This window comes from Brucella pituitosa, from assembly GCF_003049685.1.
Classification (GTDB): Bacteria; Pseudomonadota; Alphaproteobacteria; order Rhizobiales; family Rhizobiaceae; genus Brucella; species Brucella pituitosa.
This window is the reverse complement of the sequence record NZ_PYSY02000001.1, coordinates 905,761-919,054: the sequence shown is the minus strand read 5'-3', so window position 1 is coordinate 919,054 and position 13,294 is coordinate 905,761. Positions and strand designations below refer to the sequence as shown.

Here is a 13,294-nt window from a genome sequence, read left to right as displayed (position 1 = left end):
TGTCATCTCTCCACCAGCGCCATCTTGGCATTGAACCAGTTCATAAGACCGGATGTAACAAGGCTAATGCTGAGATAGATAACCATCCAGATTGCCACGACTTCCACAGCCTGGCCGGTCTGGTTGAGAATCGTTCCGCCGACGGCCACAAGATCCGGATAGCCGATGGCAATGGCGAGCGAGGAGTTCTTGATAAGATTGAGATACTGGCTCGACAGTGGCGGAATGATAATCCGCAGTGCCTGTGGCACGATGATAAGGCGCATCGTCTGCCCTGATCTGAGGCCAACAGCATAGGCTGCTTCCGTCTGCCCCTTGTTCACCCCAAGAACGCCTGCACGCACAGTTTCGGCAATGAACGAGGCTGTGTAGAACGACAAGGCCAGCAGAAGAGCGAGAAATTCTGGCTTAACCTGCGCGCCGCCTGTCAGATTGAATGTTCCAAGCTTCGGCAAATCGAAAGTAATCGGAAAACCTGTCACGATCAGCGCGAGGATCGGCAGACCGATGATCAGCGCTGCACACACACGAAGCGTATGAAAAGGCTGACCGGTTGTCATCTGACGGCGCTTTGCCCAGCGAGCGACGAAAAACGAAGTCACGATGCCCAGCAGCAGCGCTACCGGTAATAGCCATGCCCCCTCACCCCATACAGGTGATGGCATGAAAAAGCCGCGATTGTTCAGATATGTTCCGAGCGGTAATGAGAGACTTTCACGCGCTTGTGGGAGAACGGAAAGAACGCCGAAGTACCAGAAGAAAATAACCAGAAGTGGCGGAATATTGCGGAATACCTCCACATAGACCATGCAGATTTTGCGGATCAGCCAGTTGCGTGAAAGTCGGCCAATACCGACGAGAAACCCAATAACTGAGGCCAGAACTACACCAAGAGCTGCGACGTAAAGCGTGTTCAGCAGACCAACGAGAACTGCCCGGCCATAAGTGGAATCGCTCGAATAGGAGATCAGCGTCTGGCTGATATCGAAGCCCGCGCGTCCGTTCAGGAAGCCAAAGCCCGAGGCAATGTTGGCGCGTTGAAGATTAGTGATCGTGTTACCCACGATCCAATAAATAGAGGCCACAACAGCGGCGAACACCAGAACCTGATAAAAGATGCCGCGAACTCGCGGATCATACAGGAGAGACGTTCCACCGCCGCTGCGGCGTTGTTCGGTTGCGGAATAGGAAGCCATATGTTTCCTGTCTTCTTTCGGCCTTCGCATCAGCTTTGAAAAAATAGCTGTCGCTCCCGACCCCCACCGGGATAATCAGTTCAAAGCAGTTACGTTTAAATGCCGAGCCGTGCAGCCTGCACATTGGGTGCGAAGCGCGGGTTAAATTGCTTGGTACGATGCGCCAGATCTTGAGTTGTGATCTGGTTGCACGAAGGATGTCTGAACTTGCTACTTCTGCGCAGTATCGCAGAGCCGAAAAATCCGGCGGGCGCATAACTGCCCCCGCCTGACATCATCCAACAAGAGCACAATCCTTAGCGGATAGGCATACCGTACTGAACACCACCCTTGGTCCACTGGGCATTCAGACCACGAGCGATCTTGAGCGGGCTACCGGCGCCGAGATTGCGCTCGAACAATTCGCCGTAGTTGCCAACACCCTTGATGATGTTCACGACCCAATCATTGGTGAGACCGAGATCCGTTCCAATCTTGGTGTCAGCTTCAGAGCCAAGCAAGCGCTTGATTTCCGGGTTGTCGGAATTTTTCATCTCTTCGACATTTGCCTTGGTGATGCCGAACTCTTCAGCATTCAACAACGCATAGTGGGTCCAACGGATAACATCGGCCCACTTGGAATCACCCTGGCGAACAGCTGGTCCAAGCGGTTCCTTGGAAATAATTTCCGGCAGAACGACGTGATCGTCTGGATTGGCCAGAGTCAGGCGGGTCGAGTACAGACCGGACTGATCAGTCGTGTAAGCGTCGCAACGACCGGAATCGTAAGCCGCGTTGGCTTCTTCGAGCTTTTCAAAGACGACCGGATTGTAGTCCATCTTGTTGGCACGGAAATAGTCGGCCATGTTCAACTCGGTGGTCGTGCCAGCCTGAACGCAGATGGATGCGCCGGAAAGCTGAAGCGCGGAATTGATGCCCGAAAGCTTCTTGGAATTGATCATGAAGCCCTGGCCGTCATAATAATTGACGCCCGGAAAATCGAGGCCAAGCGACGTATCACGGCTGATCGTCCAAGTGGTGTTGCGGATCAGTACGTCCACTTCGCCCGATTGCAGCGCAGTAAATCGTTCTTTCGCGTTCAGTGGTGTAAACTTAACTTTGGTTGGATCGCCAAAAATGGCAGCGGCAACCGCACGGCAATAATCCACGTCAAAGCCCGACCATTCGCCCTTGTCATCTGGCGATGCGAAACCAAGCAAACCTGTATTGACGCCACACTGCAGGAACCCCTTCGCCTTCACATCAGAAAGCGTGTCTGCCGATGCTCCCGAAGCCGCGCCAAACAACGCCGCTGCACCCAATACCCCTGTCAAAACAGTTTTTTTCATCTGGCCTGCAACCTTTTATGTTCCCTGGAGATCGACGAGCCAAACAGCCCAATCGTCTCTGTTGCTTTATTTTTAGCATTAAGCTGAAGAACCAGTCGTGCGACCTCCCCCAACCCCTGCTTTACGCAAGCTATCCTCCGCCCGGAGCCGTTATCGACCCTTGTTGGTTTTTATGAGCGTAAGATGCCTGTCGCCTTCACAACTCTATCGAAGGCGATATTTTGGTTTTGGTCAAGCTATTAACGTCTGGAGAAAAGCCTGTTCATCCAAAAAAACGTTGCGACGTATGCAGAAATTTACATGATTTCCCAATTTTCGGGTAAAATGGCTCTGCCTATGAAATAGGCTATGCTTAAAAAGAAGGTCACCGAAATAATGAAATAAAAACAATAGTTTATAATTATTTCGTAGTGATGTGCCAGTTGACAAACACCTCACTTTTGCCTCGCTCATACGCGTGGCATCATCTGATCTTCATCAACAGAAAAAATAATATTTCGCGTCGCCATAAAGCGAGCTGTCCACCATGTCGCGATAAAGCCAATTGCCAGTCCAGCCACGACATCGGTTGGGTAATGAGCGCCGGCAGCAAGTCTGCTTATCACGAAAAGTATGCAAACCGGCACAGTCAGAAATCGCCAGCGCGGTAAGAAAATCCACAGTGATACCAACATGATACCAGCCATCATGGAATGTCCAGACGGAAAGCTTTCATAGGAGTGCTCACCGCGAAACGGCGCGAAATAGGCCGAACCCAGTTCATCAAGCAGAAGTGGGCGTGCACGCCCTATAACAAGCTTACCAATCTCGGTTGGGAAACTGCCGACAACAATCGAAGCAAGCACAAGTGTCGCCCAGCTGTGAAAACGAACGAGCATCTGCTGCGCGGTAAGACGGACGGAAGGCGAAAGCAGTAGCGCTGTAACGAGCCAAACGATCATACCTATGCCCAGCCAGACAATCGTACGAATCAGATCGGTAATCGTGCGAAGCACTTCCATGACGATGAAACCACTGTTCATCGCGGCGCGAACAATCTGTGCGTCCCAAATATGCAATACCAGCAGCACGAAAGGGAGAAGCACGACGAGTGCTGTCATCTCCATCGTCCAACTGGAAGGGGCACCCGGATAAGCAGGCTTCACAAGCGCCCTTACCAGCTCCGATGCTGCACGAACCGGATAAAGGATAGTGCTTGTAGCCTTACGCTCATTCAGATCGGGCATATCGGGATTACTCTTTCTCTGATTAACATTATCACTGTTACAAAGCTCCATGTTGCATCCGCCCCATGCGCGCTTTATCCAATAATTGGAGCGTCCACTGTCAGCGGACACAAACCCATTCCGTTGCAAACTTGTTTCGACTGAAAAACAAGTTTGCAAAACTCTCCAACGGAGAGTCGGTGGATCAGCATGCAACACGGCCTGGAGGCAATTTCGTGACTAACAAGCAGGACAAGACAGAAAAGCTGGGCATAAACACACGCTTGACCCATGATGGGTATGAGCCTCGCGACTATCACGGCTTCGTTAATCCACCGGTCGTGCGCGCTGCTACGGTCCTGTTTCCTGATGCGCAAACAATGGCGACAGGCAATCAGAAATACACTTATGGCACCCGCGGAACCCCGACCAGCGAAGCCTTATGCAAGGCAATCGACGCCCTTGAGGGCTCTGCTGGAACTGTCTGCGTCCCGTCGGGTCTGGCTGCTGTCACAATTCCTCTGCTGGCATTTCTATCGCCTGGCGACCATGTTCTGTTTGTCGACTCGATCTACAATCCGACCCGTCACTTTGCTGATACGATCCTGAAGCGTATGAGCATTGAGGTTGAATACTACGATCCGGAAATCGGCGCAGGCATTGCAAAGCTTTTGCGTTCCAACACCAAAGTGGTATTTACGGAATCGCCAGCCTCTAACACATTCGAAATACAAGACATTCCGGCAATCGTTGACGCAGCCCACAAGGCTGGCGCCATCGTCATGATGGACAACACGTGGGCAACACCGTTGTATTTCAAGCCGCTGGATTTTGGCGTCGATATCAGCATCCACGCATCCACAAAATATCCCTCCGGCCATGCCGACATTCTGTTCGGAACCATTTCGGCCAATGAGAAATGCTGGCCACAGTTGCTGGAAACCCATGGCACGCTTGGACTGTGTGCAGCACCTGATGACGCCTATCAGATCCTGCGTGGCCTACGCACGATGGGTGTTCGTCTGGAACATCATCGCAAGAGCGCGCTAGAGGTTGCACATTGGCTGGAAAGCCATCCAGCCGTGGATCGCGTATTGCACCCGGCACTTGAAAGCCATCCGGGCCACGAATTGTGGAAGCGCGACTTCAAGGGCTCGTCCGGCGTGTTTGCCTTTGTGCTTAAGAGTGGCTGTCGACAAGAAGCACATGCTTTTCTCAATGCACTGACGATTTTTGGCTTGGGCTATTCATGGGGCGGCTATGAAAGTCTGGCAAACGAGGTCGGGCTGAAAGATCGAACCGTTGCCAAGGGTGATTACCCAGGCCCGGTCATTCGCCTGCAAATCGGCCTTGAAGATGTGCCTGACCTGATCGCAGATCTTGAAAAAGGCTTTGCCGCGATCTGAATTATAAAGGCGCGTCGCATTTAGAGCACTTACAAATGCTGCTAAAAAACGTCGATCTGAATGCATCAGATCGACGTTTTACATTTTGAGCTGACAACCGCCTCACCACAAAGCCCAGTCCTGCTTTTTTTGAAATGAGGGCCCATTAAGAAATACTATATATGCAATATGCGTTATATATAAATATCAAATAATAAATTTAACGACACTATTCTTTTGTTTCCATCATCAGCTGAAATATCTATACTACCCCACCATCGACAATAAAAATTCGGCTTGTGACAGTGTTATCCCAGAATTTGACTAAAAATGCGGCTATTCTTTTGGTCCAGAGTCTTCTCGCACTCTTTTTGTTAACACTCTCAGTGTTTCCTACTGCGGCTCAGGATGCACCTTTACGTCAGGTGAAGGTGGGCGTTTATGTCAGCGAGCCTTTTGTCAGCAAACAGGGCGACACATACACTGGAATGGCGGTCGACCTCTGGAACAGCGTGAGCACGCGTCTGGGATTAGCATCTCAGTTCATTGAGTATCCGAACTACAATGCATTGGTGAAAGCTGTTTCCGCGAACGAGGTCGATGCGGCCGTTACCAACCTCACCATCACCGAAAAACGTGCCGAAGTCGTAGATTTCACCCATCCATGGTTCGATGCAGGCCTGCGGATCATGGTGCACACGCAAGCCGGTAGTGGATGGAATGATCTGATCGGCGATCTGGAAGACGCCGGCCACCTCGCCACTTATGCATGGATCGGCATAGTCATTCTGATTGCTACCATTCTGCTAACACTATTTGATCGCCGGTTCGATCAGAACTTCCCGCGCCGCTGGCTGGAAGGCTTGGCCGAAAGCTTCTATCACGTCGTTTCCCTTGCCACTTCAGGCAAAAGCTCACGCAAGAATCTCTTCGGATGGGCGGGTCGCATTTGGCAGGCGTTTTGGCTGGTCTTCGGCATAGCCGTGGTGGCTTATGTAACTTCTTCAGTTACCAGCGTTATGACAGTTGCGCATATTTCAAACAATATCAACAACTTGGCTGAGCTGCAAAACAAGACTGTGGGTGTACGTACGGGCAGCATTGCAGAACAGATGATGGCTGCGCGCTCAATCTCGACAGTTACTTTTGATCATCTACCCGAAGCGGTGTCCGCACTGACAAACGATGAAATTTCAGCAATTGTCGGCGACAGCCCGGTACTGGAATATTATGCGCACAAGAATGCAGCCGAACCCGTTGAGTTGGTTGGAAACATCTTTAGTCCAGACAAATATGGCTTTGCCTTCCCGCGCCACAGCGACCTTGTAAAACCCGCCTCTGTTGCAATTATCAGCCTTCAAGAAAGTGAAGAACTTGCGGCTATCAAAGCAAAATATTTCGGAAGAGACGAATAGCAAGCTCCAGACAAAGCAAAGGCGGCCAAATGACCGCTTTTGTGACGCTGTTGCGGGATTTTAAAGTTCAATATTTTCAAAGACCTGGACACACCGCATCACTTATCCATTTCACAGCCCTCTGAAATACGATAGGGAACCAATCGGATTAGTTTATTCTGACCTCGGGTGCCGGAAACACCAGAGCGCGTTTCGATCCGGTTGAATCAGATTGGTGCGTCTCAACATTTGTTTTCACGCACATCTTTCCCGAAAGCCGTTTCACACTTTTCGGGATATGTTCTTAAGGAAAATGCCATGATGAACTGGGTTTTCGTGCTGCAGGGTGTTATCGCCATAGGCTTGGCTGGCTTAGCTATCGCCGTCATTCTGCGTCACCGTCGCTGAAAGACGCGCAACAGACGAACCAACGGGAACTTCTTACCGTCCTTCATCGTTTACTACCCAATGGAGTTGTTCAGGGAGAACCCCGATGAGACTTTCTTTCAAAGCAGCAATAGTTGCACTAGGTGTCTTTTCTGCGGGTGCGGCACAAGCGGCGAATGCAATCGTAACCACCAATCTTAATGTCCGCACAGGCCCAGGTATGGGCTATGCTGCGCTTGGTAGTATCCCAAGCCATGCGCCCGTCAATGTGCGGGGCTGCACGTCGGGTTATGGCTGGTGCCAGATCAGCTACGGCGGCCTATCCGGTTGGGCTTCCTCCCGCTATCTCGCGATGCGTGAGGGATCGAGTGGCGGTTATTCCGACGACTTTGGCCGCAACGCAGCACTGATCGGTATTCCACTGATCGCAGGTGTAGCCATAGGAGCAGCACTCAATGATCGTAATGATCGTTGGGATCGTGACTATTATCGCGGTCGCGGCTGGGATCGCGGTCATTGGCGTCGTGATCGCCATTGGGATCGCGGTCGCGGATGGGATCGCGGCGGCAGACATTGGGATGGTCCGCGTGATCGTGGCCCGAGATTTGTCCCACGTTCCCGCAGCGGTGACGGCCCACACGGCCAATAAATCGCCTGCTCGCAGAATAAAAGCGCCGCAAATTTAGCGGCGTTTTGTTTATCATCGCTCGGAGCAGGTTGCTTGTGCCGCAATCGGCTGCAGCCCCCAACGACTATTCCCCTACTAGGCATCTGAATTGGCCAAATTGGGAACCTGAAAGACGCTGCATAGAAATGCACAAGGTAAAATTAATCATAAGCATAGAACTTGGGATTTGGTTCTACACATTAATCGCAAAATATCCCTTCCAGTTTTAAAACAGCCCCCAAGATACTATACTTTCGGGGCCAAATATGAAATCGAGTGACAATTATCAGTCATACATTATACGCGGACTGATCACGCTCGCATGTTTAGTTGGGGGCATAGCTTTTCCCTGGCTTTTTATTGTCGCAGTATTTTTTGCCTGGACCATATTTGATGACGTATCTAAACCCGCCCAAGCTGAGCGGGGCGAAAGTTCAAATCCGGCGAACAGATGGACCGTCAGCATTGATCACGCTGATTGGCAGAAATATTTCTACGGCTCCTGTGAATCACCAGCTGAAACCGCGTTTCTGGACGCAATTTTTGCGGAATTCGAACTCTTACCGCGTGGTGGGATTTTGCACGCCGATAACTTTGAACTTGATTTGCAAGTGGAGCACGGCGCTTATCGAGCGGACTTTATTGCCAACAAGTGGCTGGTTATAGAGATAGATGGAATAACTTATCACGGTTCTGACAAAGCGAAGCAAAGAGATGCAATCCGTGACAAATATTTTATCAACAAAGGTTTCAAGGTCCTGAGAATTCCCGCGTCTACGGTTTTCAAGACTCCTGATGAAGCCCTCGCTATGGTGCGTTCAGCACTGGCAGAGGGCAAACCAGCCAATAAGGAAACGAACAGCACGCAAACTCAAATTACGTTTGGCGGGCTTCTGAACGCCACGAAATCCGTTGCTAATTTTTTGGATCAGCTTGATCAGAAGGTTTCCCAGGTCGTTGCGGTGCAAGAGGCTTTAGCTGCGCAAGACCTAGCTTTTTCGCACGAAAAAATTGTGATCAACTCAGCACTTAAGCATGCTAAACAGAGGCTGGAGCTTAACGCTAAGCTTGATGCCAACCCCAAACTCCGTGCGGCATACGAAGAAGCAGGCATTTCCCTCGCGGAGACCTATAACAGAATCCACGAAAAATACGTCGGGCAACGTCCAAGCCATGTGACGATCTCCCCGATAATAGCGCCTGCACTGCATTCTGACACAGCAACGAACACTGCAATATTGGAAGCTTATGGTCGTCTCATCGCTGAAAGAATGGTCTTTCTTTATGAAGTGAAATGTGACCTGCAAAAAGACGCAAAGCTTGCGGACGAGGTAAAACAATATCTGATTTTTAGCGGCAATATAGAGCAGTGGAATTTGATTGGTTTAGCTTAATAACATTGATGGCACCTTCAATAGCGCTCGCACTAGAACGCACCCTGAAAAGGGTGAAGTGACTTTCGGATGAGATGCGCATAAAATAAACGTTTATAGCGCCGATCTGATTCAATCAGATGGAAACATACTCTGGAAGCATTTTTTCGGTCCTTTAAGAACCGGACGATGCTACGCCAGCAGAGGTCTCTGCGAAGATGGAAAACTCAATATCAAGCGCCTTTGTCAACGCATGCGCGATCAGAACAAATAAGAATAAAGTTGGACTTTTTTGAAAATCAACGAACCTAAGTCATTGATATGATGGCGATCCCGGCAGGATTCGAACCTGCGACCTACGGCTTAGAAGGCCGGTGCTCTATCCAGCTGAGCTACGGGACCTCACCATCAGAACCCGGCCTTAACACAATGCGTTGGGCCGGGAAAAGCTGTTACTTCATTATCCTCAAAATCGCACTGGATTTAAGGCAAAACATGTAACGAATTTAAACTGTTAATGCGTCCAAGGCTGAACGCGGTAGAAGCTGAAGTTATCCGAATAGGAAACCTTACGGCGCTTTGCTTCGTGCGGCTCGATCACGCGATAAGCAATACCATTGCGGGTCGCGTATTCGATCGCATCTTCGCGGCTGTCAAATGACAGTCGAATCTGGCTCTTCATATCGCCAGAAGAAGTGTAGCCCATCAAAGGCTCAACCTTGCGAGCGCTTTCCGGCTCATATTCCAGAAGCCAGTTTTCTGTTTTGGCTTTACCAGACTGCATTGCGGTCTTAGCTGGACGGTAAATACGTGCAACCATTTGAAGAACCTTGATCTATGCTCTTGTGCCCGGAGGGCGATAATCTCAACAAGGCAATAGTTTACACGCCACATCATGTCAACGCGATAAAGGCGCACGCCACAGCAACTAATTGCGACATACTCATCATGGCAAATTGTCAGGAAGAAAATGGTCGGAGCGAGAGGATTCGAACCTCCGACCCCCTGATCCCAAATCAGGTGCGCTACCAGGCTGCGCTACGCTCCGTGCTTTGTAAGCGGCCCTTCCCTAGATAATAGCCGGATATAAAGCAAGTGATAAAAATAGCTTTTTCGAATTTTATTCACACCCTTACGCTTATTTGCGTTTTTCAGGGCTTTCGGAAAGGTCAGGAACCATTGGCCGGCTCGCGCGTTCCTTTTGCATCCTCAAATTTTGGAGTTTCAGAGTGAATCGCAACGGGCTTTATCTGATCATCGGTGCTCTTGTCGTCGTAGTGGCAGGCTTTGCAATTTATACCTATCAGCAAGAAAGCAAACCTTCCGGCATTGAAATGAAAATCGGCGAAGGCGGCATTTCCATTCAAGAGAACTAATCCTTTAGGGTGTTCGAAACACCCAAACGCACCAATAGGTAGGCGACCCCAAGCAGTTATAAACATATAAACCGATTAAGATTTCAAGCGCTTACCGTTTGTGATGCAACGATTCCGCTCTGTCCATGTTATTTGCGTTGCCACTACAACGGAGGATAGAAATGGATATCCAGACTTCAGATGCGCTGTACCGTCGCCATGAAAATGAATGGGCGGCATTCCGTGATGCAGTACAGCAAAAAGAGTCGAGCCAGAAAAGCAATGAACCTGTTTCCGGTGAAACCTTTTCGGGCAACAAGTCATCCGGGCAGGAATAGTCCATTCCATCTATTTTAATTAAACGCCGCGCAAGCGGCGTTTTTTATTGTCTGAACAACGCCATAAAATCTTAAAATCAAGAAAATTCACTTGGGATTTCAAACCTGTTCGCTACTTTCAGCGCATTGGAACAGTTTTATTACGTCAGGATCAGGAAATGTCGGCACAGAAAGTTGCAATCATTACAGCAGGCGGCAGCGGAATGGGGGCTGCATCCGCTCGCAAGCTCGCACAGGATGGCTTTGCCGTCGCTATTCTCTCATCATCAGGCAAAGGCGAAGCGCTGGCCAACGAACTGGGCGGTATTGGCGTGACTGGCTCAAACCAGTCAGCCGATGACCTGAAGAAGCTTGTCGATCTCACTGTCGAGAAATGGGGACGTATCGATACACTGGTTAACAGTGCCGGCCATGGCCCTCGCGCTCCGATTCTCGATATTACCGATGAAGATTGGCACAAGGGGCTCGACACTTACTTCCTGAATGTCGTTCGTCCGAGCCGTCTTGTCGTCCCTGTCATGCAAAAGCAAAAATCCGGCACGATCATCAACATCTCAACGGCATGGGCTTTCGAACCAAGCGCAATGTTCCCGACATCGGCGGTGTTCCGCGCAGGCCTCGCCTCGTTCACGAAGGTATTTGCCGACACTTATGCACCCGACAACATTCGCATGAACAATGTTTTGCCGGGCTGGATCGACAGCCTGCCAGCCACTGAAGAGCGCCGTGACAGCGTGCCTATGCAGCGTTATGGCAAAAGCGAAGAAATTGCCGCAACAGTTGCCTTCCTGGCATCAGACGGTGCGGCCTACATCACAGGTCAGAACCTGCGCGTAGATGGCGGCCTCACCCGTTCTGTCTGATAATTGTTCCCGGTAACGAAATGCGAAGGAAGACCCGCTAATGTCTTCCTGTCGCGATTCGGACAGGGGACATGAAAAATGGCGCCACGGAAACGGAGCTCCCGCCCGACAAAACGCTCAACTGGGCGTTCCACTGGGCGTAAGAGTGGTTCAGGTTCATCCGCACCAATATTAGCGCTTGGCGCGATTTTGGGTCTGGGTGCGTTCAGTCTGTGGACCACAGCCCAACATAAGAGCCCGCAAGCAGCGTTGACTGCCTTGTTCCAGCGTGCCGCACCGCAGTTCAGTTCTTCGGCCCCAGCAAAGGTGGAAGACAAGCAGCGCGTCGAAAAAGCTGCAGTTGAAAAGAAAACGCCTTCAAAAGATTATGCAGGCGCGGTGGGTCCTGTCCCTCGCCCGGTTGCGTTGGTCGCGCCTGCGCAGAATAAGCCTGTGCAACAAGCTGCCATTCAGGCGCCAAAGTCGCCAATGCCAACGCAGAGAGTAGCTCCGCCACCGCCACCCCCTGCATCTGCACGCGCATTGCCGATGCCGCCGCGCGGCACCAATACGGCCGCTCATTCTCCGTCGGTGATTTACGCCAAGGCAAAACTCACCATTCACAAGAATGCATGGGATAAATCGCCTGCTATCGGCACGGTCGAAAAGGGCCGCGAAATGCGCTCTTATGGCAAGACAGGCAAATGGCATCGTGTTGTCGTGCCTTCAACCAACATGATTGGCTGGGTGCATGAAGACCAGCTGCGGGGTGGTCGTAACAAGCCTGACAGTGCACAGATGATCACGACCGGATCGATTGCCAAGAAGCCGCAAGCGGCAGCACCTGCCACACCATTGCCGCAGAAGGCGCGCATCCAGCCGCCAATGGCCGTCGGACAGAAGAACTAAATTTTCTGCGCCGCTGTTGCCATGGCTGCGATTTGCGGGTCGCCCGGGAGATAACCACTTCAACATCTGAAAAATCAGGAGCTGGCAAATCGTTGCGCGAAAGGGCAACGGTCTCATGTCCGTCATTCACCAGTTGGCGAAGAACAGCGCTTCCGATAAATCCGTGGGCTCCGGTGACGGCTATCCTCATCCCTCACCGTGGCCCGCTTCTGACAAGACCTGCGCGGCAAGCGTGCGCGTTATACGAGTTTTCTGTTCTAGAGCTGCGCGATCAAGACGATCCACAATCTGGATTGCAGACAAAAGTGACCGTTCGATACGGCTCACCAAATAGCTCACCACATGTGGCTCAACACTGATCTGCCGGTCGGCGAAAAGCTTGTGAATGACACCACCAAGCAGCATATCGTCAGGCTCTGCAATCTCGACGACTGTTGCAGCCTTAAGGCGCGATGCAAGATCAGGAAGCTTTACCTTCCAGTTTGCAGGCAGGAGGCGCGAGGTCATCAGGAGTGAAGGCCCGGGCCCGAGAGCGGCATTCTGCCTGACACTGTTGATGAGATGAAACAGGCCCGTCTCATCGAAAGGTGCGCCGCCAATATTGTCGATCAGCACCGGATATTCTGCAGCACCCGTCACCACCTCATCACTGATGGCTTTGGGATTGGCCAACAGCGCACCTGTTGCCGCGCGCCAGACTTCCGCCAAGTGCGTCTTGCCAGCACCGGTCGGCCCGGCAAGGATTACCACCGGAGCAACCCAGTTTGGCCAGCGATCAATAAGATCCACCGCTGCACGGTTCGACCCCGTGACCATGATGTCTTCGCGGTGATAGCCGGGCTGATGCTCAAGAGCGAGCGGAATCTGACGCGGTGCGTCACTCATCGCTGCCTCCAGAATGTCTGGCTCCCGAAA

At 51.3% G+C, this 13,294-nt stretch carries 14 protein-coding genes and 2 tRNA genes; 8 read left to right on the top strand and 8 right to left on the bottom strand.

Annotated elements, in window-relative coordinates:
* Nucleotides 1–2: 2 nt before the first annotated feature.
* The 3 genes from C9380_RS04440 to lpxE all read right to left on the bottom strand — a co-directional run bounded on the left by C9380_RS04440 (nt 3) and on the right by lpxE (nt 3,750).
* A complete protein-coding gene (locus tag C9380_RS04440) occupies nt 3–1,196 on the bottom strand; it encodes an amino acid ABC transporter permease (RefSeq protein ID WP_024897393.1) in 1,194 nt (397 codons plus the stop codon).
* Between the two features lie 296 nt (nt 1,197–1,492).
* On the bottom strand, nt 1,493–2,524 hold the full coding sequence (locus C9380_RS04435) for an amino acid ABC transporter substrate-binding protein (RefSeq protein WP_024897392.1): 1,032 nt from the start codon (nt 2,522–2,524) through the stop codon (nt 1,493–1,495).
* Nucleotides 2,525–2,973: 449 nt separating this feature from the next.
* A complete protein-coding gene (gene lpxE / locus C9380_RS04430) occupies nt 2,974–3,750 on the bottom strand; it encodes a lipid A 1-phosphatase LpxE (protein ID WP_128093066.1) in 777 nt (258 codons plus the stop codon).
* A 215-nt stretch (nt 3,751–3,965) separates the two neighbouring features.
* On the opposite strand from lpxE, the gene C9380_RS04425 reads away from it, so the two are divergent.
* The 4 genes from C9380_RS04425 (at nt 3,966) to C9380_RS04410 (ending at nt 8,956) form a co-directional block, all read left to right on the top strand.
* Entirely contained in the window at nt 3,966–5,135 is a 1,170-nt protein-coding gene (locus C9380_RS04425) for a cystathionine beta-lyase (RefSeq protein ID WP_024897390.1), read from the top strand.
* A 284-nt stretch (nt 5,136–5,419) separates the two neighbouring features.
* The gene (locus C9380_RS04420; RefSeq protein WP_247877553.1) at nt 5,420–6,529 is read left to right on the top strand and encodes a transporter substrate-binding domain-containing protein; all 1,110 of its coding nucleotides are present in this window, start codon (nt 5,420–5,422) and stop codon (nt 6,527–6,529) included.
* A gap of 472 nt (nt 6,530–7,001) precedes the next feature.
* The gene (locus C9380_RS04415; protein ID WP_128093065.1) at nt 7,002–7,544 is read left to right on the top strand and encodes an SH3 domain-containing protein; all 543 of its coding nucleotides are present in this window, start codon (nt 7,002–7,004) and stop codon (nt 7,542–7,544) included.
* A 284-nt stretch (nt 7,545–7,828) separates the two neighbouring features.
* Nucleotides 7,829–8,956 (top strand): endonuclease domain-containing protein, encoded by a 1,128-nt coding sequence (locus C9380_RS04410; RefSeq protein WP_128093064.1) that lies wholly within the window; start codon nt 7,829–7,831, stop codon nt 8,954–8,956.
* 304 nt (nt 8,957–9,260) lie between these two features.
* On the opposite strand, the gene C9380_RS04405 is transcribed toward C9380_RS04410, so the two are convergent.
* The 3 genes from C9380_RS04405 to C9380_RS04395 all read right to left on the bottom strand — a co-directional run bounded on the left by C9380_RS04405 (nt 9,261) and on the right by C9380_RS04395 (nt 9,983).
* Nucleotides 9,261–9,337: transfer RNA gene (locus C9380_RS04405), tRNA-Arg, on the bottom strand.
* Between the two features lie 112 nt (nt 9,338–9,449).
* Complete coding sequence (locus C9380_RS04400; RefSeq protein WP_024897387.1) at nt 9,450–9,755, bottom strand: ETC complex I subunit; 306 nt, start codon at nt 9,753–9,755, stop codon at nt 9,450–9,452.
* Nucleotides 9,756–9,906: 151 nt separating this feature from the next.
* A tRNA-Pro gene (locus C9380_RS04395) sits at nt 9,907–9,983 on the bottom strand.
* Between the two features lie 181 nt (nt 9,984–10,164).
* Between C9380_RS04395 and C9380_RS26755 the strand changes: the two genes are divergently transcribed.
* From C9380_RS26755 to C9380_RS04380, 4 genes are all read left to right on the top strand, one after another.
* The gene (locus tag C9380_RS26755; protein WP_024897386.1) at nt 10,165–10,311 is read left to right on the top strand and encodes a hypothetical protein; all 147 of its coding nucleotides are present in this window, start codon (nt 10,165–10,167) and stop codon (nt 10,309–10,311) included.
* 161 nt (nt 10,312–10,472) lie between these two features.
* A complete protein-coding gene (locus C9380_RS26750) occupies nt 10,473–10,628 on the top strand; it encodes a hypothetical protein (protein ID WP_164844631.1) in 156 nt (51 codons plus the stop codon).
* Nucleotides 10,629–10,786: 158 nt separating this feature from the next.
* Nucleotides 10,787–11,491: an SDR family oxidoreductase gene (locus tag C9380_RS04390; protein WP_024897385.1), complete on the top strand. Its 705-nt coding sequence runs from the start codon at nt 10,787–10,789 to the stop codon at nt 11,489–11,491.
* A gap of 78 nt (nt 11,492–11,569) precedes the next feature.
* The gene (locus tag C9380_RS04380) at nt 11,570–12,379 is read left to right on the top strand and encodes a hypothetical protein (protein WP_128093063.1); all 810 of its coding nucleotides are present in this window, start codon (nt 11,570–11,572) and stop codon (nt 12,377–12,379) included.
* Here the strand turns inward: C9380_RS04380 and C9380_RS04375 are convergent.
* Entirely contained in the window at nt 12,273–12,569 is a 297-nt protein-coding gene (locus C9380_RS04375) for an NAD-dependent epimerase/dehydratase family protein (protein ID WP_128093062.1), read from the bottom strand. The two genes, C9380_RS04380 and C9380_RS04375, sit on opposite strands and share 107 nt — an antisense overlap.
* Nucleotides 12,566–13,276, bottom strand: a complete 711-nt coding sequence (gene hdaA, locus C9380_RS04370; protein WP_181152067.1) for a DnaA regulatory inactivator HdaA — start codon at nt 13,274–13,276, stop codon at nt 12,566–12,568. Before hdaA ends, C9380_RS04375 begins: the two co-directional genes overlap by 4 nt.
* Nucleotides 13,277–13,294 lie beyond the last annotated feature (18 nt).